This window comes from Kribbella sp. NPDC004875 (genome assembly GCF_042873375.1).
GTDB lineage: Bacteria > Actinomycetota > Actinomycetes > Propionibacteriales > Kribbellaceae > Kribbella.
The window spans coordinates 275,155-301,160 of record NZ_JBIALI010000002.1 but is presented as its reverse complement, the minus strand read 5'-3'; the positions used below and the strand labels follow the sequence as shown (position 1 = coordinate 301,160).

Here is a 26,006-nt window from a genome sequence, read left to right as displayed (position 1 = left end):
TCTATCCGAGAGCGTCGGAAACGGCGGTCAGGTAGTCCTTGACGACGGTCTGGTCGAACCTGTCGAGGGTCTGCGTGGTGGTGATCAAGCGGTCGAGGAGAGGGCCGAAGAACTGCCAGCCGAGGGCTACGGCGGTGTCGGTGACCTGCAAGCGGGAGCTGCGACCGTCTGTGCGGCTTCTGAGGCGTTCGAGGTGGCCGGCGGTCTCCAGGCGGTGGATGACCGCGGTAGTCGCTTGAGAGGTCATACCGAGCTGTTGGGCTAGCCAGCTGGGCGTCGCGTCCAGTCCGGCGCGTTCGGCGTCCAGGAGGCGAACCAGCGCCCGTACGTCGGTGTTGTGCAGACCGGTCGTCCTGGCGAACTCCCCAACAGCCAGCTCGAGCCGCAACGCGACCTCGCGCAGCTGGTGCACCAGCCCCAGCGCCGCGGCACGGTCCGGGTCGGCCGGCGTCACTCCTTCTCGCATACCCTCAATTTACCTCACTCAGTGAGCTATTCTCGGGATCATGAGTTTCCAGGACGCGTACGACGCTCTGCTGGCCCGCTGGGACGTCCCGGTGGAGCACCTCGACCTCGACGGCACCCACGTGAACGTCTGTGGCCCCACCGACGCCCCGCCCGTCGTCCTCCTGGCCGGCCACGGCGCCACTGCACCGGTCTGGTTCGCGGTCGCCCCGCGCCTCGCCGAGCAACATCGCGTCTACGCCCCCGACCTCCCCGGCGACGCCGGCCTCAGCACCGCTCCCCCACCCCGCACCACCAGCGACCTCGTGAACTGGCTCTCCGGCGTCATGAAGGGCCTGGACGACCCCTTCCTGGTCGGCCACTCGTACGGCGCCTGGGTCGCCCTCACGTACGCGTTGCAGACGCCTGTACGGAAACTGGCCCTGATTGACCCCACGGACTGCTTCAGCGGCCTCAAACCGTCGTACGTGGCCAGAGCCCTCCCGATGCTTCTCAAGCCGTCAGAGCGCCGTCACGAGGCTTTCATCCGCTGGGAGACCCAGGGCCTGCCTGTACCCGAGGACTGGCTGCATCTGGCGGCTCTCGGCTCACTCGAGCCCACGACGCGCCCAGTGCGGCCGCGCCGCCCGACCGACCTCACCGGCTTGCCGCCGACACTCGTCCTCGTCGCTGACCGCAGCAAGGCTCATGACCCAGAGGCGGTAGCTCAGCGCGCGGAGTCCGCCGGCGCCACCGTCGTACACGTCCCCGACGCCAGCCACCACTCACTGCCTGCGCTGCATGCGGACGCGGTGGTGGACGCGCTCACCGGGTGATCACTTGGTGGCGAGACAGAGGATGCGCCAGCCGGAGCCGGACGCCACGGTGTACTTCGTGCCGGTGTCGGTGCCATCGGAGCAAGTGCGTTCGGCGGCGCCGTCGACCATCTCCGAGTTGCTTGCGTCCTGCACCGAGATCACGCGACGGTCGGCGGCCCCGTACCAGCACGGCACGACGCGGTAGTTGTCCGCCTCGTTGGTATCGGCCTTACCTGCGCAGTCACCCTTCGACGCGGTCACCATTCGCTCGGCGTTCGCCGGCGCTGTCGAGCTGAACAGCCCGCCGAGCTGGGGCTTGAAGTAGACCGCGGCAACGATCAGCGCGACCACGAGTACCAGTCCCAGCATGCCACCCGTGGTGGAGGACTCCTGCTTCTTCGCGCCCTTCGGCTCTGCACGCTGGCGGGGTGGCTCCGGCCGCTTGCGGGGTGGCTCTGGGCGCTTGCGGGGTGGCTCTGGGCGCTTGCGGGGTGGCTCTGGGCGCTTGCGGGGTGGAGCTTCCGGCAACTTCTTGGTGCGTACCGGGCTCGTGGTCGCCGACGAGTCGAGCAGCCTGCGGGCTGCTGCCAGATTGGGGCGCTCGTCAGGGTCCTTCAGCAGCAGTCCGTCGATCAGAGGCCCGAGCTCCCCCGCGTGCTGCGGCTCCGGCGGATCCTCCATCAGCACCGCGGCGATCGTCCCCTGGACCGTGTCGCGATGGAACGGCGCGACGCCCTCCACTGCCTCGTACAGCGTGGCGCCGACCGAGAACAGATCGCTCGCGGGCAGTCCGTCGGTACCGCGCAGGCGCTCGGGTGCGGCGTACTGCGCGGAGCCCATGATCGTGCCGACCGCGGTCAGGGTGGTGTCGGCGAGATGAACGGCGATCCCGAAGTCGGCCAGCTGCACGTCACCGTCGGAGCCGAGCAGGACGTTGCCCGGCTTCACGTCGCGATGCACGATCCCGGCGGCATGCGCTGCCTCGAGCGCATCGAGGAGTCCTTCCGCGATCCGCCGTACCTCGGGGATCGGGAGGCGGCCGCCTGCCTTCAGGCGATCGGCGAGAGATCGGCCGTCGACGAGCTGCATGACGATCCACGCCGTACCGCGGTCGGCCAGGATGTCGTGCACCCCGACCACGTTCGGGTGTGCGCGGAGCCGGGCCGCGTTCCGCGCTTCCCGCTCGGCCCGCCGGAGTACGTCGGCACGCGCCCGCTCGGAGAGCCCGTCCGGGAGGCCGATCTCCTTGATCGCGACGTCGACCGCGAGGGTCTCGTCCCGGGCCCGCCAGACCCGGCCGAACCCACCGGACCCGAGCTCGTCGATCAACCGGTACCGACCACCGACCAGCCGCTGCACACCGTCCGCCACGAACCACTCCGGAGTCCTCACCCAGCCACGGACACTCCGTGACCGCCGATCCCCGAGCGTAAACGCCACACCGGTTCTCCCGCCCCTCCCGGCCACATCAGGCCACATCAGGCCGGCGCTGAACCGGCCGAAGGGCGGCCCGATCGAGTCGGGCCGCCCTTCGGCGGTGTGCTAGTGGGGTCAGGACAGGGCGGAGCCGGCCTTGTACTTGGCCCAGGTGGTGTTCCAGTCGGTCCAGCCGTTGCCGGGCTCCATGTGGCGGGTGGTGCCGGTGACGATCACCGGGTCGCCGCGCAGGGTCTGGTTGAAGAACCACTGGGCGTCGGCGAGGCTCATGCCGACGCAGCCGTGGCTGACGTTGGCGCTGCCCTGGCTGCCGGCCGACCACGGGGCACCGTGGATGAACTCACCGGAGCTGGTGACGCGCTGGGCCCACTTCACGTTGCTGATGTTGTAGTACTCGGGGTCGCCGGGCTTGATGCCGACGGTCGCCGCGTCCATCCGCTTGGTGGTGAACTTCTCCATGATCACCTTCACCCCGCTGCGGGTGGTGAAGCCGTCCTTGCCGGCGGTGATCGGGATCGTCCGGGCCAACTTGCCGTTGATCGTCACCGTCATCGTGTGCTTCTTCACGTTGACGTTGCTGACCACCGACTTGCCGATGCTGAACTCGATCTTCCGGCTGGCGGTGCCCCAGGTGTTGTTGCCCGCGGCCACGCCCTGGGTGTCGATGTTCACCGTCACCTTCGTGCCGGCCGGCCAGTAGTCCTTCGGCCGGTAGTTGACCTGCTTGCTGCTCACCCAGTGCCAGCTGCCGTCGACCGGGACCGAGGTCTTCACCGACAGCCGCTTCTCGACCGCGGCACGGTCCTTGACCGGGTTGTTCCAGAAGATCTGGATCGGCAGCGCGACGCCGACGGTCTCACCGTTCAGCGGAACGACCGAGGCCTTCAGGCTCTTGGTCGCCTTCAGCGTCTTGAAGGACGAGCTGATCGGGACGCTGGCCCCGTCGGTGCCCTCGGCGGAGCCGCTCAGCGTGTACGACGCGCCGGGCTTGAGCTGCGGCACCGAGGTCCACTGGGTCTTGTCGGTGTTGAAGCTGCCGGTGACCTTGTCGCCGTCGTCGTCCTTCAGCGTCACCGCGGTGAGCTTGCCGGCCGTCGTGGTGACCGTGACCGGCTTGTCGGGCTGCACCGACGTGGCGCCCTTGGCAGGCACGATCGCGATGTTTGCCGCGGGAGTCGACTCCGACGGGGTCGACGACGGCGTGCCGGAGGCCCCCGGCGAGTTCTGCGACGTCGAGTTGCTCGGCGTCGACTGGCCGCCGCTGCCGCCACCATCGGCCTTCGTGTCGCTACACGCCGTGCCGGCCAGCAGCAGCACGCAGATCCCCGCCACGGCAAGGCCGTGCTTCCTCACCGAACTGCTCACCATTCCCCAGCTCTCCCCTGTTTAGTCAAACCGCGGTAAGGGTAACCTGCCGCACTGACATTTCCCTGCATAGCATCGCCACCGAACTGGTACGGACCGCAACAGTCCGTACCGTCGGCACTCCTTAAAGACGCACGAAAACGCCGACCGGTTCGTTCCCGGTCGGCGTTTTTCGTACGACTCTCAACTAGTGAGCGTGGTCCCCGCGGTAGTACTCGAAGATGAAACCGCTCAGGGTGACGATGCCGATGCCACAGCCGGCGATGAACAGCCACCAGCCGAACACGATGCCGAGCACCACCACCGACAGGGTCAGCGCGCACCACAGCGGCCACCACGAGTACGGCGGGAAGAAGCCGAGCTCGCCGGCTCCTTCGACGATCTCCGCTTCCTTGCGGTCCTCCGGCCGGGCGTCCATCCGCCGGGCGGTGACGCTCAGGTAGAACGCCACCAGCAGCGACAGGAAGAACACCATCACCAGCGCGGTGGTGCCGGTGGGGTCGCCGGACATCAGCCAGTAGATCGGCGTGACGACCACCACGAAAACGCTCAGGATCCCGAAGACCCAGGCTTCGACCTTCACGCCTTGTCCTTCCCTTCGGTCCCGGCATCGGAGCTGTCACCGGACTCGTCGAGCTGCTCTTTCAGGTGCTCGACGCGCCCCTGGTCGTCGCCCGCGTCCAGCAGGTTGTCGGCGCCCGCCCGGTTGTCCGGGTACTCCGCCAGCGCCAGGTCGGCGTGGTGCAGGTCGAACGCCGGCGACTCGGACCGGATCCGCGGCAGCTTCTCGAAGTTGTGCCGCGGCGGCGGGGAGCTGGTCGCCCACTCCAGCGAGCGGCCCCAGCCCCACGGGTCGTCGACGCCGACCAGCGGCGACTTCCGCGACTTGTATACGTTGTAGAAGAACGGCAGCATCGACAGGCCGAGGACGAAGGCGCCGACACTCGACACCTCGTTCAGCGTGGTGAAGCCCTCGTTGGCGCCGTACGACGCGTAGCGCCGCGGCATGCCCTCGACGCCCAGCCAGTGCTGCACGAGGAACGTGGTGTGGAACCCGATGAAGAGCAGCCAGAAGTGCAGCTTGCCGAGCCGCTCGTCGAGCATCCGCCCGGTGAACTTCGGCCACCAGTAGTAGAAGCCCGCGAACATCGCGAACACCACGGTGCCGAACACGACGTAGTGGAAGTGCGCGACCACGAAGTACGAGTCGGACAGCTGGTAGTCCAGGGCCGGCGAGGCCAGGATGATGCCGGTCAGGCCACCGAAGAGGAAGGTGGTCAGGAACCCGATCGACCAGAGCATCGGGGTGTCGAACGACACCGACCCGCCCCAGATCGTGCCGATCCAGTTGAAGAACTTCACGCCGGTCGGGATCGCGATCAGGAACGTCATGAACGAGAAGAACGGCAGGTTCACCGCGCCGGTGACGAACATGTGGTGCGCCCAGACCGCGACCGAGAGGACCGCGATACCGAGGGTCGCGCTGACCAGACCGATGTAGCCGAAGACGGGCTTGCGGCTGAAGACCGGGAGGATCTCGGTGATGATGCCGAAGAACGGCAGCGCGATGATGTAGACCTCGGGATGCCCGAAGAACCAGAACAGGTGCTGCCACAGCAGTGGCCCGCCGTTCGCGGCGTCGAAGACGTGTGCACCGAGTGTTCGGTCCGCCTCCAGGACCAGCAGCGCGCCGGCCAGGATCGGGAAGGCGATCAGCACCAGGATCGAGGTCACCAGGATGTTCCAGGTGAAGATCGGCATCCGGAACATCGTCATACCCGGAGCGCGCATGGTGATGATCGTGGTGACGAAGTTGACCGCACCGAGGATGGTGCCCAGACCGGCCATCCACAGACCCATGATCCACAGGTCACCGCCGACACCCGGCGAGCGGACCGCGTTGGACAGCGGGGCGTAGGCGAACCAGCCGAAGTCGGCCGCGCCGCCCGGGGTGAAGAAGCCGCTGATGGTGATCGTGCCGCCGAACAGGAACAGCCAGTAGCTGAACATGTTCAGCCGCGGGAACGCGACGTCCGGGGCACCGATCTGGATCGGCATGATCTCGTTCGCGAAGCCGACGAACAGCGGGGTCGCGAACAGCAGCAGCATGATCGTGCCGTGCATCGTGAAGAGCTGGTTGTACACCTCTTCGTTCACGATCTGCAGGCCCGGCTTGGCCAGCTCGGCGCGGATCAGCAGCGCCATCACGCCGCCGATCAGGAAGAACGCGAACGACGTGACCAGGTACATGTGCCCGATCAGCTTGTGGTCGGTCGTGGTCAGGTACTTGACCAGCAGCTGGCCCTTGCTGCGCCGCCGCGGTAGCGCGGTGGTGCTGCCGATGGCGCCGGTGCGCTCGGCGAAGTCCGTCACTTCTCGCCCTCCCCTGAACCGGGAATGGTGGTGGCGTCGGCGCCACCGGTTGCGGCGCCGGTCTGGCCCTTGGCGGCCAGTTCCTTCAGATGTGCGTCGTACTCGTCACGGGAGACCACCTTGACGCTGAACACCATCCGGCTGTGGTAGAGCCCGCAGAGCTCCGCGCACTTGCCGGCGAAGGTGCCGGTCTTGGTCGGGGTCAGCTCGAACTTGTTCGTCCGGCCCGGGATCACGTCGAGCTTGAAGTAGAACGACGGCACCCAGAAGGAGTGGATGACGTCCGGCGAGGTCAGGTCGAACTTGACCGACTCGTTCACCGGCAGCCACAGCGTGGCCGGCTTGTCGAGCGTGCCGGTCTCCCAGACGCCCTCCTTGCCGTCGACGGTGTCCTTGTAGTTGAAGGTCCACTGCCACTGCTGGCCCACCACGTTCACGGTGTGCTGCGGGTTCGCCGACATCGCGGTGATCTTGTTGCCGTGCTCGACGGTGTAGAAGAACAGCACACCGATGATCGCGAACGGCGCCAAGGTGTAGAGCACCTCGAGCGGCAGGTTGTACCGCACCTGCCGGGGGGCGTCGTCGTTGCGCCTGCGGTACCGCACGACGACCCAGAGGATCAGGCCCCAGACCATCACGCCGACGATCAGAGCGGCGATCCAGGCGCCGATCCAGAGGCTTCGGACCGACTCGGTCCGGTCGGACGCACCCTCGGGCAGACCGAGTCGTTTCCACTGCTCAGTGGTCGCCGACGAGCAACCGGTCATCAGCAGGGTGCCGAGCACCACTGCCGCACCGACCAGCAGGCGTCGCTTCGCCGGACGTGTGGCGCCGGCAGAACCTGCCGGTCGCTCGTCCACTCCGGGCGTGCCGTTCGAACCCACGGGGCGCCTTTCCCTTCCCAAGTGAGACTGACGACCAAACACTACTGGACACCTTCTGCGGTCCTGCGCATAGGTAGGGCTTAGCGTTTCCCGTGTGAGCGAGCGTACGTATCTGGACGCCGCGTCGGCGGAGCCGATGCATCCCGCGGCCCGGGAGATGTTGCTCTCGGCAGTGGATTCCGGATGGGCCGATCCGGTGCGTCTGCACCACGAGGGGCGGACCGCGAGACTGCTGCTGGACAACGCCCGCGCGGTGCTCGCCGACGCCGTCGGAGTACGCCCGGACGAGCTGTACCTGACCACCTCCGGCACGGCGGCCATCCGGTCCGGACTGTCCGCGGTCCGCGCCGCCAGACGCCGGATCGGTACGGCGATCGTGCACAGCGCGGTCGAGCACTCTGCAGTACTGCACACCGCCGGTGAGTCCGGAGTCGAGGTCGGAGTGGACATGCAGGGCCGGGTCGACCTCGAGGCGTTCACGCGGGCAGTCCAGGAGCCGGGTGTCGCGGTGGCTGCGCTGCAGTCCGCGAATCACGAGGTCGGGACCCGCCAGCCGATCGCCGCGGCAGCGGCGGCGTGTGGCGACGTACCGCTGTTTGTTGACGCGTCCGCTTCCGTCGGGCACGACGTCGTACCGGCGGGGTGGTCGGTGCTGGCGGCAAGTGCGCACAAGTGGGGCGGACCGGCCGGTGTGGGGTTGCTGGCGGTTCGGAAGGGCACGCGGATTGCTCCGGCCTGGCCGATGGATGAGCGGGAGGACGGCCTCTCCCCTGGTTTCCCGGACGTACCGAACACGCTGGCTGCCGCCGCCGCACTGCAGGCCCGGAGTGCCGAGCTGGCCGAGCTGGACAAGCAGCACCGGGCCTGGGTCGACGAGATCCGGCATCGGGTCGCAGCGGAAGTTCCCGACGTCGAGGTGGTGGGCGATCCGGACGACCGGCTGCCCCACATCCTCACCTTCTCCTGTCTCTACGTCGACGGTGAGGCACTGGTGACCGCGCTGGACGCCGAGGGCTTCGCTGTCTCCAGCGGCTCGGCCTGTACGTCGAGCACCCTGCGCCCCTCGCACGTGCTGGCCGCCATGGGCGTACTGACGCACGGCAACGTCCGTGTCTCCCTCAGCCGCGACACCACCCATGCGGACGTGCAGCGCTTCTGCTCGGTGCTGCCTGGGATCGTGGAGCGGATCCGCGCGGAGGTGGGGATGTGAACGTCGACCTGGACTGTCTCGGCCTGCTGTGCCCACTCCCGGTGATCAAGCTGGCCAAGACGCTACCGACCGTTGCCGTCGGCGACACCGTCACCGTGCTGGCGGACGACCCGGCCGCGGCGACCGATATCCCGGCGTGGTGCCGGATGCGCTCGCAGGACCTGGTGTCGGCCGGCGAAAACCGGTACGTCGTCCGGCGGGTCAGCTGAAACACTCCGCTCTGTGACCGACTTTGCGCACAAGCCCACACTCATCGGGGATCTGGTGACGCTGCGTCCCATGGAGGCGGGCGACTACGACGCGCTGCGCGCTGCCATCGACGACCCGGACGTCCGGCGGCTGACCGGCAGTCACGCCGAGATCGGTGAGGAGCAGGCCCGCGAGTGGATCCGGACCCGCAAGGACCAGACCGACCGGCTCGACCTGGTCATCGTCGACCGCGCGTGCGGTGCGGTCGTCGGTGAGGCAGTGCTGAACGACTGGGACCCCGACAACCAGTGCTGCAACTTCCGCATCCTGATCGGCCCGTCCGGTCAGGGCCGTGGACTCGGCACGGAGGCGACCCGGCTGATCGTCGGCTACGGGATCGAGCAGCTCGGCCTGCACCGGATCAGCCTTGGCGTGTACGCGTTCAACCCGCGAGCGCAGCGTGCCTACGAGAAGGCCGGCTTCCGGACCGAGGGCGTACTGCGGGACGCGCTCCGCTGGGACGGCGAGTGGGTCGACGAGGTGCTGATGTCCGTTCTGGCCACCGAATGGATACCGTCGGGGGTGTGATCGACGCTCTCAGGGACGCTGGACGCATCGCCGTACTGACCGGGGCCGGGATCTCGACGGCGTCGGGGATCCCCGACTTCCGGGGGCCGCAGGGGGTCTGGACGAAGGACCCGGCCGCGGAGGCGATGTTCGACATCGACGAGTACGTCGCCAGTCGGGAGGTGCGCGTGGCGACGTGGAAGCACCGCCTCGCCGTACCGGCGTGGACTGCTGAGCCGAACGCCGGGCATCTCGCACTGGTCGAGCTGGAGCGCCAGGGACGTCTGACCGGCCTGATGACGCAGAACGTCGACGGCCTGCACCAGAAGGCCGGATCGTCACCGGAGTTGGTCCACGAACTCCACGGGACGGTCTGGTACGTCGACTGTCTCCAGTGCGATCGGCAGATCCCGCTGGCCGACGTACTCCCCCGCCTCGAGTCCGGTGACGAGGACCCGGTGTGTGAGGTGTGTGGCGGCATCCTGAAGTCGGCCACGGTGTCCTTCGGCCAGTCGCTCGACCGGACCGTCCTCGAACGCGCCGCGGCGGCTACCGCGGAGGCTGAGGTCTTTCTGGCCGTCGGCACCTCACTGCAGGTCTACCCGGCCGCAGGTCTCTGCGACCTCGCGTTGAAGGCCGGCAAGCCGCTGATCATCGTGAACGCGCAGGCCACGCCGTACGACGAGGAGGCGACCGCTGTCGTGCGTACGCCGATCGAGACGACACTTCCGGACCTCGTGACCCGACCGTGACATTTGAGCCCTCCTCACGGTAAACGCCTGCCGCTACCGTCCCCCGCAGGTGAGTCGGCGGGAGGGGACCGCGATGCGCGGAGTGAAGCGTTGGACTGCAGGATTCACGGCGGCCGCGGTGGCCGTGCTGGGGCTGGGGATAGGGACTGCGACACCAGCACCGGCTCAGGTCGCGGCGGAGCGGGTGATCACGCTCGCGGGGTCGCTGCAGAGCGAGCTCGGCTGCGCGGGTGACTGGGACCCGGGCTGCGACGCGACCAGTCTGGGCGCGAGTGCGCCGTACACGAAGGTGTTCGACGTACCGGCTGGGTCGTACGAGTTCAAGGTCACGGTCAACAAGGGCTGGGACGAGAACTACGGCGCCGGCGGGGTACTGAACGGACCGAACATCCCGTTGCGGATCGAGGGTCCGGCCAAGCTGGAATTCAGCTACAACGACACCAGTCACAGTGTGACGGTGAAGCCGGTTGAGCTGGCCGGCCCGACGGTGACCGCTGCGGACAAGACGCTCGCGACACCGAGCCTACGCCCGGATCTTACCAAGGAGCGCTTCTACTTCCTGATGGCGGACCGGTTCGCCAACGGCGACAAGTCCAACGACGCCGGCGGTCTCACCGGCGACCGCCTGCAGACCGGACTGGACCCGACGGACAAGGGCTTCTACCACGGCGGCGACCTGGCCGGCGTGATGCAGAAACTCGACTACATCAAGTCCCTCGGTACGACGTCGATCTGGCTGACCCCGTCGTTCAAGAACCGCCCGGTGCAGGGCTCCGGCGCCGACGTGAGCGCCGGGTACCACGGCTACTGGATCACCGACTTCACCCGGATCGACCCGCACCTGGGCACCAACGCGGACATGAAGAAGCTCATCACACTCGCGCACGCGAAGGGTATGAAGGTCTTCTTCGACATCATCACCAACCACACCGCGGACGTGATCGACTACCAGTCGCACCAGTACGGCTACGTCCCCAAATCGGCTTCTCCCTATAAAGATGCCAATGGCAACGTCTTCGACGACAAGCAGTACGCCGCCGGCGACACCTTCCCGCCACTGGACGCTGCCACGTCGTTCCCGAACGTGCCGGTGTTCCGTACGCCCGCCGACGCGACCGTGAAGGTCCCGGCCTGGCTGAACGACCCGACGCTCTACCACAACCGCGGCGACTCCACCTTCGCCGGCGAGAGCGCGGAGTACGGCGACTTCGTCGGGCTGGACGACCTGTTCACGGAGCAGCCGCGGGTCCGGGACGGGATGATCGACGTCTACAAGACCTGGGCCGAGTTCGGTATCGACGGCTTCCGGATCGACACCGTGAAGCACGTGAACATCGAGTTCTGGGAGAAGTTCTCGCCCGCGATCCTGGCCGCCGCGAAGAGCGCGGGCTCGAAGAACTTCTTCATGTTCGGTGAGGTGTACGACGCGAACCCGCAATTCATGTCGACGTACACGACCAAGGGTGCTCTGCAGGCGACGCTCGACTTCGGATTCCAGCAGAACGCGGTCGCCTACGCCAAGGGCGATCCGAGTACGAAGCTGCAGGACTTCTACGCGGACGACGACTACTACACCGACACGGACTCCAACGCCTACGAGCTGCCGACGTTCCTCGGCAACCACGACATGGGCCGCGTCGGCACGTTCCTGCAGCAGAGTGGCGCGGCCGGTCCGGATCTGCTCGCCCGGGACAAGCTGGCGCACTCGCTGATGTACCTGACCCGCGGCCAGCCCGTCATCTACTACGGCGACGAGCAGGGGTTCACCGGCCCGGGTGGTGACAAGGACGCGCGGCAGGACATGTTCGCGACCAAGACCGCCGACTACGCGGACGACGAGGTCGTCGACGGCACCGGTACGACGAAGATCGGCAGCAAGGACCGGTACGACGTCAACTCGCCGATGTACAAGCACATCGCGGAGCTGGCGAAGCTGCGGGCCAAGTACCCAGCTCTGTCCGACGGCCGGCAGGTCCACCGGTACTCCTCGAACACCAACGGGCTCTACGCGTTCAGTCGACTGGGCAGTGACAACATCGAGTACCTAGTGGTGGCGAACAACTCGAAAACGGCGGCCTCTGCGACGGTTCCGACGTACGGGCCGAACACTTGGCTCCAGCCGGTCTATGGCGGCTCTAAGGCGGTCAAGACGGACCGTGAGGGTCGCGTGGTCCTCAGCCAGGGTCCCCTGTCCGTGACGGTGTACCAGGCGCAGACCAAGGTCCCGCCACGCGCCAAGGCACCGGCTGTGTACATGAGCTCGCCGGAACTCGGCGCCACGGTCGGTGGGCGCACTGAGATCGCCGCAGCGGTCCCGGAGAACACACCGGCGACTGTGACGTTCGGCTACCGACCTGTGGGTACGTCGGAGTGGAAGCGGCTCGGTTCCGACGACAACGCGCCGTACCGCGTCTTCCAGGACGTCATGGGTATGCCGAAGGGGACGCTGCTCGAGTACCGCGCCGTACTACGCGATGCCTCGGGCAACTACTCGGTCTCGGGGTCGTACGGCGTGGTCGGCGACGCTGCCGCCCCCGGTGGGGGTGGTGGCAGCACCGGTCCGGTCGTGCAGCCGGCCAATGTGTCGGTGCCGGGCGACCACAACTCGGAGATGGGCTGCGCGGCTGACTGGTCACCTGACTGCGACCAGGCGCAATTGACGCTCGACCCGAAGGACAAGGTGTGGAAGGGCACCTACACGATCCCCGCGGGTGAGCACGCCTACAAGGCGGCGATCAACAAGACCTGGGACGAGAACTACGGTGCCGGTGGCGCGCAGAACGGCGCCAACATCTCCTACACCGCACCGAACGGGCCGGTCACCTTCTACTACGAGCACGGGCGGCACTACGTCACGTCCAGCGCGCAGGGACCGATCATCACGGTGCCCGGGTCGTTCCAGTCCGAGCTGGGCTGCCCGGCCGACTGGGACCCGTCCTGCATGCGACCCTGGTTGACCGACGAGGACGGGGACGGCACGTACACCTGGTCCACCAGCGAGTTGAAGGCGGGCAACTATGAGGCGAAGGTCGCGCACAACCTGTCCTGGGACGAGAGCTATCCGGCGAACAACGTGCCGGTCGCGGTGCCGGCCGACGGTCTGGTCGTCACGTTCTCGTACGTGCTCGCGACCCACCAGTTCACGGTGACGACATCCAAGCCCGGTGCGCAGCCCGACCTCGGCCAGGCGAAGGCGTACTGGCTGAACCGAGACACCCTCGCCGTACCGGCCGTCGCCCACCCGGAGCGGTACCGCTGGCGCCTGCACTGGTCGGACACCGGCTCGCTCAAGGTGGACGCCGACGACATCGGCGGCTCCTCGGCCGGTCTGCGGTACGACCCCGCCGAGGTCAAGCCGGGCTACACCACGCTCCGCCTCGACCACGCTGACGCCCAGAAGATCCTCACCGGTCAGCTAGGACTCGCGCAGTACGACGGCACAGGCCGGCTGCTCGACGCGACGGGTGTGCAGATCCCCGGTGTGCTCGACGACGTCTACGGGAACGCCACTGGACGCTCGTACGGCGTCACGTGGAGCGGCGGTCAGCCGACGTTCACGTTGTGGGCTCCCACCGCACAGAGCGTCCGGCTGCTCGTTGGCTCTAGCGCAGTCGCCATGAAGCGCAACGACGACGGCTCCTGGTCGGTGCGTGGACCACGGTCGTGGAAGAACGCGTCGTACCGCTATGAGGTGACGGTCTACGCGCCCAGCACCCGCAAGGTGGAGACCAACGTCGTCACGGACCCGTACTCGGTCGCGTTGACCACGGACTCGGCGTACTCCGTTGCCGCCGATCTGAACGACCCGGCGGGCAAGCCGGCGCTGTGGTCGAGCACCCCGTCGCCGAAGCTCGCCAGAGGCGTCGACTCGACTATCTACGAGCTGCACGTCCGGGACTTCTCGATCAACGACAACACGGTGCCGACCGCGCACCGCGGTACGTATCTGGCGTTCGCTGACGAGGGTGACGGGACGAAGCACCTGCGGACGCTGAAGGCTGCTGGGCTCAACACGGTGCACCTATTGCCTACGTTCGACATCGCGTCGATCCCGGAGACCGGGCAGCAGACACCGGCGTGCGATCTCAAGGCGCTGCCGCCGGACTCCGAGCAGCAGCAGGCCTGTGTGACGTCTGTGGCCGCGAAGGACGGTTTCAACTGGGGTTACGACCCGTACCACTGGCTGGCGCCGGAGGGGTCTTACGCGACGCAGAAGGACGGTCTGGCTCGGGTGTCCGAGTTCCGCACGATGGTGGGCGGGCTGCACAAGTCAGGGCTGCGCGTCGTACTCGACCAGGTCTACAACCACACACCGGCAGCCGGTCAGGCGCCGACGTCGGTGCTGGACCAGATCGTGCCCGGTTACTACCAGCGGCTCAACGCCACCGGGACGGTCGAGAACTCGACCTGCTGCAGCAACATCGCGACCGAGCACGCCATGGCCGAGAAGATCATGGTCGACGGCACCGTGAGCTGGGCACGCAACTACCACGTCGACGGCTTCCGCTACGACCTGATGGGCCACCACACCAAGTCGAACATGCTGAAGATCCGGGCCGCGCTCGACAAGCTGACGCTCGCCAAGGACGGCGTGGACGGCAAGTCGATCTACCTGTACGGCGAGGGCTGGAACTTCGGCGAGGTGGCGAACGACGCGCTGTTCGTCCAGGCGCGGCAGGGCAACCTCGGCGGCACCGGCATCGGCACGTTCTCGGACCGGCTGCGGGACGCGGTACGCGGCGGCGGGCCGTTCGACGACAACCCGCGCGTGCAGGGCTTCGGCTCCGGCGAGGCGAGCGACCCGAACGGCGACCCGGTGAACGGTACGCCGGACCAGCGCGCGCAGCGGCTCGCCCACGACACCGACCTGGTGCAGCTCGGCCTGGCCGGCAACCTCCGGTCGTTCCGCTTCACGTCGGCGTCGTCCGGGGACGTGGTCCGCGGCGACCAGATCGACTACAACGGCTCACCGGCCGGGTACGCCGATCAGCCGGACGAGGTGATCACCTACGTCGACGCGCACGACAACGAGACGTTGTGGGACACGCTGACGTACAAGCTGCCGACGACGATGCCGATGGCGGACCGGATCCGGATGAACACGTTGTCGCTGGCAACGACCGCACTGGCGCAGACGCCGTCGTTCTGGCACGCCGGCGCGGACATGCTGCGCAGCAAGTCGCTGGACCGCAACTCGTACGACTCCGGCGACTGGTTCAACACGCTGGACTGGACCGGCGCCGACAACGGCTTCGGTCACGGGCTCCCGCCGAAGGCGGACAACGAGGCGAAGTGGTCGTACATCAAGCCGCTACTCGCCAACCCGGCCCTGAAGCCGTCACCCACCGACGTGGCGACGGCCTCCGGTGCGGCAGCCGATCTCCTCAAGCTCCGCTTCTCCACACCGCTCTTCCGGCTGGGCTCAGCAGCCCTGATCAATCAGAAGCTGACCTTCCCGCTCAGCGGCAAGACCCCCGGCGTCATCACCATGCGCATCGACGACACCGTAGGCCCGGACGTCGACCCCGCGCTGAAGGGCGCCCTGGTCGTCTTCAACTCCACCGCCTCAACGGTCACCCAAACCATCCCCGCCCTGACCGGCGCCAACCTGTCCCTCTCCCCCATCCAGTCCAACGGCACCGACCCAGTCGTCAAACAAACCACCTGGTCCCCCACAACCGGCACCACCACAGTCCCACCCCGAACCGTCGCCGTACTCCTCCAGCACTAGTGCCGCGTCAAGAAACCTTCGGGTTGTCAGGCCCTTGCCGTCCCTGACAGCGATGACCCCAGCCGGCTCTGCACGCGGCGCCGTGGCGCCGTGGCGCCGTTTGGGTGGTTCACCTCGGAAATGGTCCGTTCCCACGCGGCATGCCAACTGCACAGGGACAACATCAGGGGTGAACCGCTCGAATGCCTGGCCGGGGTGCCTGGCCGGGGTGCCCGGCCGGGGTGCCCGGCCGGGGTGCCTGGCTGGGGTGTCTGGCTGGGGAAACCGGGGGACGCGCTGAGCTGATGGACGACCTCAACGTTTCTTGTCACGGCACTAGCTCACAGGAACAGGTCGGCGAAGCGGGTGGCTGCTACGAAGGTGGCTAGGGCTAGGAGGACTGTGTTGGCGGCGGTGGATTTGGGTTCTTTGAGGGAGGAGTGGGAGGTGGCGGCGCCGATCATGACGACGGCCAGGCCGACGGCGGCGAGTGGCGTGAGGATGCGGGCGTGGTTGGTCAGCCAGGGGGCGAAGAGGCCTGCCACGGCGGCCAGTTCGCAGATGGCGACCAGGCGGATCAGGGGCATCGGGAACGGGGCGATGCCGGTTTGACCCGTGGCGATCAGGCGGGCGCGGGACATCGTGGCCTTGAGGATGCCGGAGATCGTGAAGACGACGGCCAGCGCGCCGCTGAAGATCCAGGTGATCGTGTTCATGTGGATTGCAGACGATCGAACGATCGCACCTGTGACACTGTCACTGAGGGACCGTCTCGATCGTCTGTGAAGGATGTGATGGAGGAACTCAGACCGCTGCTGCTCTCGATCGCGTACCGGATGCTCGGCACCTTCGGTGACGCGGAGGACGTCGTCCAGGAGGCGTACCTGCGCCTGCACCGGGAGCCCGAGGTGAGTTCACCGAAGGCGTTTCTGACGACCGTCACGACGCGGCTCGCGATCGACCAGTTGCGGTCGGCGCGGCGGCAGCGGGAGCAGTACTTCGGTCCGTGGCTCCCGGAGCCCGCCGTCGACGAGTACGTCGATCTCGCCGATCGGGCCGCGCTCGCGGACTCGTTGTCGACCGCTTTCCTGGTCGTCCTCGAGCGCCTCTCCCCCGACCAGCGGGCGGTGTTCCTGCTCGGCGACGTCTTCGGGTACTCCTACGACGACCTGGCCGGCATCCTCGGCAAGACGCCCGCCAGCTGCCGGCAGCTCGCCGTCCGCGCGCGCCGCCGGATCGCCGACAACCGGCCCCGCTTCGATCCCTCACCGCGGGAACGCGACGAGCTGGTACGCCGATTCGTCGCGGCCGCGCAGGAGGGCGAGTTGGAGGCCCTCGTCGCACTGCTCACGCCGGACGCGACGTTCACCGGCGACGGCGGCGGCAAGGGCGGTTTTCCGCGGCCCGTGCACGGCGCCGGCAATGTCGCGCGGATGCTGGTCGGTGCCTTCGGTAAGTTCGGTCAGCTGCGCACCGAGGGCGTACACGTCGGCGGCCAGCCCGCGCTCCGGATCCACGACGGCGCCAACCGCACCGTCGCAGTCTGGTCCTTCGTGGTCGCCGACGGCCGCATCAGCGCCATCCACGGCGTCGTCAACCCCGACAAACTGACCCACGTCCAGCCCTGACACCGCCGGCCCGGCCGTTACGGGACGCGAACGACGAGGGCTGCCGGGTCCACCTCCGCAACCAAGGACGTGCCCTCCGAGATCGCGTCGCCGTCGAGTTGGCGGCGTACCGGACGGTCGGCCCGGACCTGGATGCGGTGGCCGGTGAAGCGTTCGACGTGGCGCTCGCGCCAGGACTTGACGACCAGGCCGAGCGCAAGCCGCGGCCAGTGACTGATCCGCCGCGGCATGAGCACGACGACGTCGATCCGCCCGTCATCGGGTTCGGCGTCCGGAAGCAACGGGATGTTCGCCTGCAAGGTGCCGACGTTCCCGATCACCACGGTCCGCGCGCGGCGGCGTACCGGCGGCTGGTCGTCCACGGTGATCTCGACGTGCACGGACGGATGGTTCAGGTTCTTCAGCGTCGAGACGACGTACGCCGCCCACCCCACCTGCTTCTTCAGATCGTCGGGCGCGTCGTCGATGATCGCGGCGTCCAGCCCGAGACCGGCCATCACCACGAATCGATCCCTGGACAGCTCGTCGCCCTCGATCAGCACGCTGTCGATCCGCCGCTCCGACCCGTCGAGCAGGTCGTGCAACGCGACCTCGAGGTCGAGCGAGATCCCGAGGTTGCGGGCGAGCAGGTTCCCGGTGCCGCCCGGCAGCACGGCCGCCGGGACCTTCGTCCCGGCCAGCTCACCGCACACCACCCGGACGGTGCCGTCGCCACCCGCGACCAGCACCAGATCGACCTGCTCGTCGATCGCGCGCCGCGCCATCCCGACGCCGGCGTCGTCCGGGGTCGTCTCCAGCCACAACGGCTCGTCGAACCCCCGGTCGGCCAGCGCGGCCTCGACGGTACGGCGGAACGCGGCGCCGTCGACCTTGACGGGATTGACGATGACGGCTGCTCGCCTGGCAGAACTCACCTTATTTTTGTCCGTTCGGGAAGATAGCGTGCTCAGGGTGAGCAGACTTCCACGGAGTACGCCAGAAGCCCAGGGGTTGTCCGCCGCGGCGCTCGGCAGTTTTGTCGGAGCCCTCGACGCCGGCGACCCGGAGATCCAGACGATCATGCTGCTGCGGCACGGTCATGTCGTGCTCGAGGAGGCCTGGGCGCCGTACCGGTCGACGGACCGGCACCTGCTCTTCTCGGTCTCGAAGAGCTTCACGTCGACGGCGATCGGGCTGGCGATCGATGCCGGGCTGCTGTCGCTCGACGACCAGGTGATCTCGTTCTTCGACGCCGACGAGCTGCCGGAGACGATCAGCGACAACCTGGCCGCGATGAAGGTCCGGCATCTGCTGACGATGACGACCGGGCACTCGCAGGACACCGTCGAGGCGCTCAGCCGGGACCGCCGGATGGTGAAGATCTTCCTCGGCCTCGAGGTCAGGCACGAGCCGGGCACGGAGTTCGTCTACAACAGCGGCGCGACGTACATGCTGTCCGCGATCCTGCAGCGCCTCACCGGCGAGACCCTGCTGGACTACCTGCGTCCGCGCCTGTTCGAGCCGCTCGGCGCGACCGAGGCGACCTGGCAGGTGTCGAAGGAAGGGATCACCGTCGGCGGCTGGGGGCTCAGCATCGACACCGAGTCGATGGCGTGCTTCGGGCAACTGCTCCTCCAGCGGGGACAGTGGCAGGGCACACAGCTCGTGCCCGCCGAGTGGTTCGAGGCGGCGACGTCGAAACAGGTACCCAACGACAATGAGGAGAACCCGGACTGGAAGCAGGGCTACGGCTTCCAGTTCTGGCGCGGCCGCCACAACACCTATCGGGGTGACGGCGCGTTCGGCCAGTTCATCCTGGTGCTCCCGGAGTACGACGCCGCGCTGATCGTCACCAGTGCGACGACGGACATGCAGGCGATCCTGAACACCGTCTGGGAGTACCTGCTGCCCGCGCTCGAGGGCAAGGAGGTGCCCGCGGCGGAGCGCCCGGAGCGACTCGTGCTGGCGCCGCCGGCCGGTCCCGCGCCGGCCCCGGGCGACGGCACGACGTACCGCTTCAGCGCGAGCAACGCGACCGGCCTGACCGCGGTGCGACTGGACGTCGACGGCACCGGCACGTTCACGTTCGAGGACCTGCAGGGCCGGTCCCACGAGCTGGTCTGCGCGGCCGGCGACTGGCGGGAGCAGACCGCGACGGACCCGATCGACGACGCCGGTCCGGACACCGGTCCCGACACCGCTCAGCGGGTCCTGACCAGCGCGTACCAGGACGGTGACGCGTTCGTCGCGACGTTCCGCTGGGTCGAGACGCCGTTCGTCGCCCGGCTCGCCTGCCGGACCGACGGCGACACGATGACGATCGACGGCGAGCTGAACGTCTCGTTCGGCCCGACCGGCATCTCGCTGACCTCGGACAAGTGATCCAGGTCATGTCACAACGCTGGGGGTGGGCCGTGTCCTCCGGGTCGTAAGCACGCACGACGGAGGATGACATGAAGGTCTTGGTGGCAGGCGCGACCGGCGGAATGGGCCGGTCGCTGGTACCGCAGCTGCTCGCGGCAGGGCACGACGTGACCGGGATGACCCGGTCCGAGTCCGGTGCGGCCGGGGTGCGGGCGTTCGGCGCGGACGCCGTTCTCGCGGACGGTCTGGACGCTGCCGCGGTCCGTGCCGCCGTGGAGTCGGTGCGTCCGGAGGTCGTCGTCCACCAGATGACGGCGCTCAAGGGCGGGATCGACTTCAAGCATTTCGACGAAAGTTTCGCGACGACGAACCGGTTGCGGACCGAGGGGACCGACCATCTGCTCGCCGTCGCCCGAGCTGCCGGCGTACGACGGTTCGTCGTCCAGTCGTACGCCGGCTGGAACCTGCAGCACGGTGGATCCGCGACGAAGACCGAGGCGGTCCCGCTGGACCCGGACCCGGTGCCCGCGCAGCGGCAGACGATGGCCGGTATCAAGCACCTCGAGTCGGCGGTGACGGACGCCGGCGACATCGAGGGCGTCGCGCTCCGGTACGGGAGCTTCTACGGCCCGACCGGTGACATCGGCAAGGGCGGCTCGATGGTGGAGCTGATCCAGAAGCGCCGGCTGCCGCTGATCGGCAACGGCACCGGGGTCTGGTCGTTCATCCACTACGACGACGCGGCCGCGGCGACCGTGAAAGCGGTCGAGAGCGACGTCACCGGTGTGTTCCAGATCGCGGACGACGACCCGGCGCAGGTCGCGGTGTGGCTGCCGGAGTTCGCGAAGATCCTCGGCGCGAAGCCGCCGCGGCACATCCCCACCTGGCTCGGCCGACTCGCGGTCGGCGATGCTGGAGTGGCGGCATTCACCGAGATCCGCGGCGCGGACAACACGCTGGCCAAGCGCACGTTCGACTGGCAACCGCGGTACTCGTCCTGGCGCGAAGGCTTCCGTGACGGCCTCTGACCCTAAGGTTGGTGGGCATGAGCCTGACACCCACCGAACAGCAGGTGCTGGACCGGATCGACGAGGACCTGCTGGTCCGGATCACCACGGACCTGGTCCGGGCCCGCGGGCAGAACCCGCCCGGTGAGGAGGCCGCGACGGTGGCCGTCCTGACCGCGGCGGCCCGCGATCTCGGTCTCGACGTCCGGACGGCGGCCGTCGAACCGGACCGGGACAACGTCTCGATCACGCTTGCCGGCGGCAACGGTCCTGGGCTGTTGCTGCTCGGGCACACCGACGTGGTCCCGGTCGGCGACGGCTGGACGGTCGATCCGTTCGGCGGTCTGGTCCGGGACGGCCGGATCCACGGGCGCGGCGCGACCGATATGAAGGGCGGCCTGGCCGCGGCCCTCGTCGCGCTCGCCGCACTCCGCGGCAGCACCCTCGCCGGACCGGTCGAACTGGCCGCGGTGGTCGACGAGGAGGAGACCGGCAAAGGCATCCGCGCGTTTCTCAAGGACAACCAGGGCAGGTACGCCGGCTGTATCACCGCCGAGCCGACCGATCTGCAGACGATCATCGCGGCGCGTGGTGATTCCTATTTGCAGGTCTCAGTGCACGGCCGTGCCGCGCATTCCGGCCACCCGGACGACGGCGTCAACGCGATCTACGGCGCCACCGCGGTCGTCGCCGAGATCGAGCGGCTGCACGAAGAGCTGGCGAAGACCCCGCATCCCCTGCTCGGCCCCGCGACGTGGAGTGTCGGCCAGATCAACGGCGGCACCGGCGGTTCGATCGTCCCGGCCGACTGTGTCGTCGTCGCGGACCGCCGGCTGCTGCCCGGTGAGTCCCCCGCCGAGGTGCTCGCCGACCTCGGCCGCCGGGTCGCCGCGCTCCGCCTGGAAGACCGCGGCCTGACCGTCGAGCTCGCGATGCCGATGGAGATGCCCGCGTTCGAGACACCCGAGGACGACGACCTGGTCCGCATCACCGAGGCGGCCCGGTTCGACGCGGGTGGTGCGCCGATGCCGCTGGCCGGCTGGTCGGCTGCCTGCGACGGCGGGTACGTCGCGCGCGATCTCGGCGTACCGGTGGTTGTCGTCGGCCCCGGCTCGGTCACGTCGCAGGCACACCGAGCCGACGAGTCCGTCGCGATCGCCGAACTCGTCACGGCCGCCCGGACCTACGTCCTCACCGCGCTGCGGATGCTCGGGTGAGCCGGCGGATCCTGCTCCGCGGGGGCTCGGTCCTCGACGTCGACTCGGGCGCGGCGCGGCCGGCCGACGTCGTACTGGAAGGCGACCGGATCGTCGACGTCGGGATCGGGCTGGACGGTGACGAGGCAATCGACTGCGCGGGCGGTCTGGTACTGCCTGGCTTGATCGACTGTCACACGCATGTGTGCATCACGCAGACCCGACGCGACCCGTTCGGCCTGCCGCGGTCGGTCCGGCCGCTGTCCGCCGTACCGGTGCTGCGGACGCTGCTGCGACTCGGGGTCACCACTGTGCGGGACGCATGGGGTGCGGATGCCGGCGTACGGATGGCTGTGGAGAAGGGCTGGATCGACGGGCCGCAGATCCTTCTGAGTCTTCGGCAGGTCGGGACGACGGGTGCCATCGGCGACCTGTGGGCGCCGCGGACCGGGCCGCTCGACTTCTTCGACGACCCGTCGCTACCGGATCCGATCTTCGACGGGCCGGACGGCGCACGGGCCGTCGTACGGCGGATGGTCCGCGCCGGCGCGGACTGGATCAAGGCGACCGCCACCGGCTCGATGGCGATCGGGACCGGAGTTCACGACATCGAGCTCACCGCCGACGAGATGACTGCGCTGGTGGACGAAGCGCAGCGGCGCGGCGGGCGCAAGGTGATGGTCCACGCCCACGGAGCCCGGGCCGCCGAGCTCGCCGCGCGTTCCGGTGCCGGGAGCATCGAGCACGGGACGTTCCTCGACGAGACCGCGGTTCGGGCGATGGCGGAGTCCGGGACGTGGTACGTGCCCACGCTCTCCGTCACGCAGTCGGACCCGGAGCACGCGCCGGAAGGTGCTGCCGAGGCGCACCGCAAGTCGATGCGACTCGCCATCGACGCGGGTGTGCGGATCGCGATGGGCACGGACAATCCCGTCCGGCCGCACACCGAGGTGCTCTGGGAACTCCGGCACCTGGCCGACGCGGGACTGGGCGATGCGGGCGCGCTCCGAGCGGCGACGATCGAGGCGGCCCGGTTGCTCGGGCTGGCCGACGACCGCGGGGAGATCGCGGTCGGCAAGCGGGCCGATCTCCTCGTGCTCGCGGGCGACGCGGTCGACTGCGCCTCGATCGAGGAACGTCTCCAACGGGTCTTCCACAACGGGGTCGAGGTCGCGCGTTGACTCTCACACCGCAGGAGCCGCTCAGAGTCGATTGAAAGACAGCGTCTCGCCGCGGGCGCCCCCCATCCACAGGTCCTGACACGCAGCCGCGAACTCGTCGAGGTTCTCGGTGATCGCCCCGAACACGTTGCCCGGCACCCAGCCCTGGTCGCCGTTGATCAGCAGGTTGTTCCGCCCGTAGAACACCGCGAGGTCGACGATCGCGCCGGTCGTCCCGGTCCCGGTCGTGTTCTCGTACCCGTACGCCGGGTTGCCCAGGTCGTCGGAGTCGAACGAGAACCAGCACAGGTCACCCGGGATCGGCGTGATCGTGGTGTTCTCCTTCCCCGGGTCGGCCGGCGCGAACGCGGGCAGCAGCGTGTAGATCTCGTTCCGCGCGTACTTGCCGTGGAACACGGGCGCCGACAACGGCAGCGCGTCCCACACGGCCGCGCAGGTCCGCGGTGCCACGTCATCGAGCAGCTTCGCGACGCAGCTCACGCCGCGCTTGTCCAAACTGACGGTGATGAACTTACTCACGGTGTCGCTCACTGGGCCTCCAAAGTCGGGGTACGGCGATGCCAGTCGGTCAAGGCCTGGTACGCCTGCCCGACCCGCAGGGTCAGCGCGTCGTCATGCCGCCGACCGACCACTTGCAGACCGACCGGCAGTCCGGCCTTCGTGAACCCGCACGGCACACTGAGCGCCGGCTGCTGGGTGAGGTTGAACGGATACGTGTACGGCGTCCAGTCGGTCCAGTCCGGTGACGTCGATCCGTCCGGAACATCCTGCCCGACAGGGAAGGCGGTGATCGGCAACGTCGGCGTGATCAGCACGTCGTACCGCTCGTGGAAGCGGCCCATCAACGTCCCCAACTCCATCCGGACGTTGGTGGCGTCGAGGAAGTCCGAGGCCGAGTACGCCGATCCGAGCTCGGCGACCCGTCGCAGTCCCGGATCGACGCGGTCGTCCACGTCGTACGCCGAGAGCACCTTCGCGGCACCGGACCACCAGAGCACGTTGAACGCGTCGATCGGATCCGTGAACCCCGGATCCACTTCGGTGATCCGCGCCCCCGCGTCCGCGAGCACACCGACCGCCGCCCGGACCAGCGCCTCGACCTCGGGGTCGTTCCGGACGAACCCGAGGTCGGCCGAGAAGCCGACCCGCAGCCCGGCCACCCCGTCGTCGATCCCGTGCAGGAACGAGGTCGGCGGCGTCGGCATCGCCGACCAGTCGCGCGGGTCGAACCCGGTGACCACGTCGAGCAGCGCCGCCGCTTCGCGCACCGTCCGCGTCATCGGCCCCGCGTGCGACAAGGTCCCGAACGCGCTCGGCGGGAACAACGGGATCAGCCCGTACGTCGGCTTCAACGCGACCGTGCCGGTGAAGGCGGCCGGGATCCGGACGGACCCGCCGCCGTCGGTGCCGAGCGACCACACGCCCATCCCGAGCCCGACCGCGGTCGCCGAACCACCACTCGATCCGCCGGACGTCAGTCCCGGGTCCCACGGGTTGCCGGTCGCGCCGTACGTGGACGAGTCGGTGACGCCCTTCCACGAGTACTCCGGGGTGGTGGTCTTACCGAGGAAGACGGCGCCGGTCTCCCGCAGCCGCGCGACGGACGGAGCGTCCTCGTCCCACGGGCCGGCCGGGTCGATCAACGTGCTGCCGCGCAGGGTCGGCCAGCCCTTGGTCCACAGCGCGTCCTTGATGGACGTCGGCACCCCGTCGCCGGGCCCCAGTGGCTCCCCTGAGTGCCACCGGGCCTCCGACGCCTTCGCAGCGGCCAGCGCTCCCTCGGCGTCCACCAGGACGAACGCGTTCACCTGGCCGTCGTACCGCTCGATCGCGTCCAACGCCGCTTGCGTGGCCTCGACCGGCGAGATCTGCTTGCTCCGATACCCCTCGACCAGCTCGGTTGCCTGCGTCATCGATCTCCTGTCGGGATGTAGCCGAGTTTCTTGTCCACCACGTTCAGCAGCGGTTCGCCGGCCAGCCAGCGCCGGACGTTGCCGGCGAACTGCGCCGCCAGGGTGTCGCGCCAGCCGATCACGTCACCGGACATGTGCGCGGTGACGGTGACGTTCGGGGCGTCCCAGAGCGGGTGGTCCGGCGGCAACGGTTCGCGGTCGAAGACGTCCAGGGTGGCGGCGATCCGGCCGTCGGCGACGGCCTCGAGCAGCGCCGCTTCATCGACGATCGGACCGCGGGCGACGTTGACGAGATGCGTGCCCGGCCGCATCGCCGCGAGGACGCCGGCGTCGACGAGACCGCGGGTCGCGTCGGTCAGCGGGGCGGCGAGGACCAGATGGTCGGCCCACTCCACCTCGGCCGCCAGATTGCCGCTGGCAACGACCTCGCCGAAGTCCGGGTCGCCGGATCGCGTCGTACGACCGGCGCCGCGCACCTGAAGGCCCGCCGCGCGGAGCAGGCGGGCGGTCTCGCGCCCGATCGCGCCGGTGCCGACGACGAGCGCCTTCGCGCCGAGGATGCTTCGGGTCTCGCGGTGCCGCCACTGGTGACCGCGCTGCAGGTCGAAGCTGCGGAGGCTGTCCTTGGCGTGCGCGATCACCGCGCCGAGCACGTACTCGGCGATCGGCCGGTCGAACACGCCGTGCGCGTTGGTGACCACGACCGCGGAGTCCCGCAGCTCGTCGAAGAGCAGCGTGTCGACACCCGCCGCGGTGACGTGAATCCACTCCAGCGATCCGGCGTCCGGCCAGACGTCCCGGACCGCCGTCGAGAAGAAGTCCCACAGCATCAGCACCTGCGCGCCCTGGACCGCCTCGGGCAGTCCGTCGGCGGCGCAGTACCGGAAGTCGACCGGCAGGTCGGCGAGGCCCGGCGGGCGGTCCGTCGCGCGCTCACAGAGCACCGCGACCACGGGGCGTTGGGGGGTGGCTGGCACGGCTTCGAGGCT

General features: G+C 68.6%; 22 protein-coding genes. 11 read left to right on the top strand and 11 right to left on the bottom strand.

From position 1 onward, the window contains the following. Position 1: 1 nt before the first annotated feature. A complete protein-coding gene (locus ACFYRH_RS12535; protein WP_387772562.1) occupies positions 2-466 on the bottom strand; it encodes a MarR family winged helix-turn-helix transcriptional regulator in 465 nt (154 codons plus the stop codon). A 40-nt stretch (positions 467-506) separates the two neighbouring features. Here ACFYRH_RS12535 and ACFYRH_RS12530 point away from each other — a divergent pair, with 40 nt between their 5' ends. Further along, on the top strand, positions 507-1,280 hold the full coding sequence (locus tag ACFYRH_RS12530) for an alpha/beta fold hydrolase (protein WP_387772559.1): 774 nt from the start codon (positions 507-509) through the stop codon (positions 1,278-1,280). Here the strand turns inward: ACFYRH_RS12530 and ACFYRH_RS12525 are convergent, their stop codons facing one another. From ACFYRH_RS12525 to coxB, 5 genes are all read right to left on the bottom strand, one after another. Continuing rightward, positions 1,281-2,654, bottom strand: coding sequence for a serine/threonine-protein kinase (locus ACFYRH_RS12525; protein ID WP_387772556.1), 1,374 nt, complete (start codon positions 2,652-2,654; stop codon positions 1,281-1,283). It lies immediately after the preceding gene. A 159-nt stretch (positions 2,655-2,813) separates the two neighbouring features. Beyond that, a complete protein-coding gene (locus tag ACFYRH_RS12520) occupies positions 2,814-4,052 on the bottom strand; it encodes an Ig-like domain-containing protein (protein WP_387772553.1) in 1,239 nt (412 codons plus the stop codon). Between the two features lie 199 nt (positions 4,053-4,251). After that, the gene (locus ACFYRH_RS12515; RefSeq protein ID WP_387772550.1) at positions 4,252-4,647 is read right to left on the bottom strand and encodes a cytochrome c oxidase subunit 4; all 396 of its coding nucleotides are present in this window, start codon (positions 4,645-4,647) and stop codon (positions 4,252-4,254) included. Next, positions 4,644-6,314 carry a cytochrome c oxidase subunit I gene (gene ctaD, locus ACFYRH_RS12510; protein WP_387775248.1) on the bottom strand — a complete coding sequence of 557 codons (1,671 nt, stop codon included), beginning with the start codon at positions 6,312-6,314 and terminating at the stop codon, positions 4,644-4,646. The genes ACFYRH_RS12515 and ctaD overlap by 4 nt, the downstream gene beginning before the upstream one ends. Before the next feature lie 119 nt (positions 6,315-6,433). Continuing rightward, positions 6,434-7,321, bottom strand: coding sequence for a cytochrome c oxidase subunit II (gene coxB, locus ACFYRH_RS12505; RefSeq protein WP_387772547.1), 888 nt, complete (start codon positions 7,319-7,321; stop codon positions 6,434-6,436). A 94-nt stretch (positions 7,322-7,415) separates the two neighbouring features. On the opposite strand from coxB, the gene ACFYRH_RS12500 reads away from it, so the two are divergent. The 5 genes from ACFYRH_RS12500 (at position 7,416) to pulA (ending at position 15,770) form a co-directional block, all read left to right on the top strand. Beyond that, the gene (locus ACFYRH_RS12500; protein ID WP_387772544.1) at positions 7,416-8,531 is read left to right on the top strand and encodes a cysteine desulfurase family protein; all 1,116 of its coding nucleotides are present in this window, start codon (positions 7,416-7,418) and stop codon (positions 8,529-8,531) included. Then, a complete protein-coding gene (locus ACFYRH_RS12495) occupies positions 8,528-8,740 on the top strand; it encodes a sulfurtransferase TusA family protein (RefSeq protein WP_387772541.1) in 213 nt (70 codons plus the stop codon). The genes ACFYRH_RS12500 and ACFYRH_RS12495 overlap by 4 nt, the downstream gene beginning before the upstream one ends. Before the next feature lie 13 nt (positions 8,741-8,753). Continuing rightward, positions 8,754-9,308 (top strand): GNAT family N-acetyltransferase, encoded by a 555-nt coding sequence (locus ACFYRH_RS12490; protein WP_387772538.1) that lies wholly within the window; start codon positions 8,754-8,756, stop codon positions 9,306-9,308. Next, on the top strand, positions 9,305-10,039 hold the full coding sequence (locus ACFYRH_RS12485) for an NAD-dependent deacetylase (protein ID WP_387772535.1): 735 nt from the start codon (positions 9,305-9,307) through the stop codon (positions 10,037-10,039). The genes ACFYRH_RS12490 and ACFYRH_RS12485 overlap by 4 nt, the downstream gene beginning before the upstream one ends. Before the next feature lie 73 nt (positions 10,040-10,112). Continuing rightward, positions 10,113-15,770 carry a pullulanase-type alpha-1,6-glucosidase gene (gene pulA / locus ACFYRH_RS12480; RefSeq protein WP_387772532.1) on the top strand — a complete coding sequence of 1,886 codons (5,658 nt, stop codon included), beginning with the start codon at positions 10,113-10,115 and terminating at the stop codon, positions 15,768-15,770. Positions 15,771-16,090: 320 nt separating this feature from the next. On the opposite strand, the gene ACFYRH_RS12475 is transcribed toward pulA, so the two are convergent. After that, complete coding sequence (locus ACFYRH_RS12475) at positions 16,091-16,465, bottom strand: DoxX family protein (RefSeq protein ID WP_387772529.1); 375 nt, start codon at positions 16,463-16,465, stop codon at positions 16,091-16,093. Between the two features lie 78 nt (positions 16,466-16,543). On the opposite strand from ACFYRH_RS12475, the gene sigJ reads away from it, so the two are divergent. Beyond that, positions 16,544-17,377, top strand: a complete 834-nt coding sequence (gene sigJ, locus ACFYRH_RS12470) for an RNA polymerase sigma factor SigJ (protein ID WP_387772526.1) — start codon at positions 16,544-16,546, stop codon at positions 17,375-17,377. Positions 17,378-17,394: 17 nt separating this feature from the next. Here the strand turns inward: sigJ and ACFYRH_RS12465 are convergent, their stop codons facing one another. After that, a complete protein-coding gene (locus tag ACFYRH_RS12465) occupies positions 17,395-18,291 on the bottom strand; it encodes a diacylglycerol/lipid kinase family protein (RefSeq protein WP_387772523.1) in 897 nt (298 codons plus the stop codon). A gap of 37 nt (positions 18,292-18,328) precedes the next feature. Between ACFYRH_RS12465 and ACFYRH_RS12460 the strand changes: the two genes are divergently transcribed. The 4 genes from ACFYRH_RS12460 to ACFYRH_RS12445 all read left to right on the top strand — a co-directional run bounded on the left by ACFYRH_RS12460 (position 18,329) and on the right by ACFYRH_RS12445 (position 23,104). Beyond that, positions 18,329-19,738, top strand: coding sequence for a serine hydrolase domain-containing protein (locus ACFYRH_RS12460; RefSeq protein ID WP_387772520.1), 1,410 nt, complete (start codon positions 18,329-18,331; stop codon positions 19,736-19,738). Between the two features lie 71 nt (positions 19,739-19,809). Continuing rightward, positions 19,810-20,748, top strand: coding sequence for an NAD-dependent epimerase/dehydratase family protein (locus ACFYRH_RS12455; RefSeq protein ID WP_387772517.1), 939 nt, complete (start codon positions 19,810-19,812; stop codon positions 20,746-20,748). A gap of 17 nt (positions 20,749-20,765) precedes the next feature. Further along, positions 20,766-21,944, top strand: a complete 1,179-nt coding sequence (locus tag ACFYRH_RS12450; protein ID WP_387772514.1) for an ArgE/DapE family deacylase — start codon at positions 20,766-20,768, stop codon at positions 21,942-21,944. Further along, positions 21,941-23,104, top strand: a complete 1,164-nt coding sequence (locus tag ACFYRH_RS12445) for an amidohydrolase family protein (protein WP_387772511.1) — start codon at positions 21,941-21,943, stop codon at positions 23,102-23,104. Before ACFYRH_RS12450 ends, ACFYRH_RS12445 begins: the two co-directional genes overlap by 4 nt. Before the next feature lie 21 nt (positions 23,105-23,125). Here the strand turns inward: ACFYRH_RS12445 and ACFYRH_RS12440 are convergent, their stop codons facing one another. The 3 genes from ACFYRH_RS12440 to ACFYRH_RS12430 are packed head-to-tail and all read right to left on the bottom strand — an operon-like array spanning position 23,126 to position 25,994. Next, positions 23,126-23,635, bottom strand: a complete 510-nt coding sequence (locus ACFYRH_RS12440; protein WP_387772508.1) for a DUF3830 family protein — start codon at positions 23,633-23,635, stop codon at positions 23,126-23,128. After that, on the bottom strand, positions 23,632-25,017 hold the full coding sequence (locus tag ACFYRH_RS12435) for an amidase (RefSeq protein WP_387772505.1): 1,386 nt from the start codon (positions 25,015-25,017) through the stop codon (positions 23,632-23,634). Before ACFYRH_RS12435 ends, ACFYRH_RS12440 begins: the two co-directional genes overlap by 4 nt. Next, on the bottom strand, positions 25,014-25,994 hold the full coding sequence (locus ACFYRH_RS12430) for a D-2-hydroxyacid dehydrogenase (RefSeq protein WP_387772502.1): 981 nt from the start codon (positions 25,992-25,994) through the stop codon (positions 25,014-25,016). Before ACFYRH_RS12430 ends, ACFYRH_RS12435 begins: the two co-directional genes overlap by 4 nt. Positions 25,995-26,006: the final 12 nt, after the last annotated feature.

What these genes read in the sequence shown, in the direction of transcription:
- sigJ (WP_387772526.1), top strand. Translation starts at nt 16,544, where the DNA reads ATGGAGGAACTCAGACCGCTGCTGCTCTCGATCGCGTACCGGATGCTC.
- ctaD (WP_387775248.1), bottom strand. Translation starts at nt 6,314, where the DNA reads ATGTACCTGGTCACGTCGTTCGCGTTCTTCCTGATCGGCGGCGTGATG.
- ACFYRH_RS12475 (WP_387772529.1), bottom strand. Translation starts at nt 16,465, where the DNA reads ATGAACACGATCACCTGGATCTTCAGCGGCGCGCTGGCCGTCGTCTTC.
- ACFYRH_RS12450 (WP_387772514.1), top strand. Translation starts at nt 20,766, where the DNA reads ATGAGCCTGACACCCACCGAACAGCAGGTGCTGGACCGGATCGACGAG.
- ACFYRH_RS12535 (WP_387772562.1), bottom strand. Translation starts at nt 466, where the DNA reads ATGCGAGAAGGAGTGACGCCGGCCGACCCGGACCGTGCCGCGGCGCTG.
- ACFYRH_RS12455 (WP_387772517.1), top strand. Translation starts at nt 19,810, where the DNA reads ATGAAGGTCTTGGTGGCAGGCGCGACCGGCGGAATGGGCCGGTCGCTG.
- pulA (WP_387772532.1), top strand. Translation starts at nt 10,113, where the DNA reads ATGCGCGGAGTGAAGCGTTGGACTGCAGGATTCACGGCGGCCGCGGTG.
- ACFYRH_RS12530 (WP_387772559.1), top strand. Translation starts at nt 507, where the DNA reads ATGAGTTTCCAGGACGCGTACGACGCTCTGCTGGCCCGCTGGGACGTC.
- ACFYRH_RS12435 (WP_387772505.1), bottom strand. Translation starts at nt 25,017, where the DNA reads ATGACGCAGGCAACCGAGCTGGTCGAGGGGTATCGGAGCAAGCAGATC.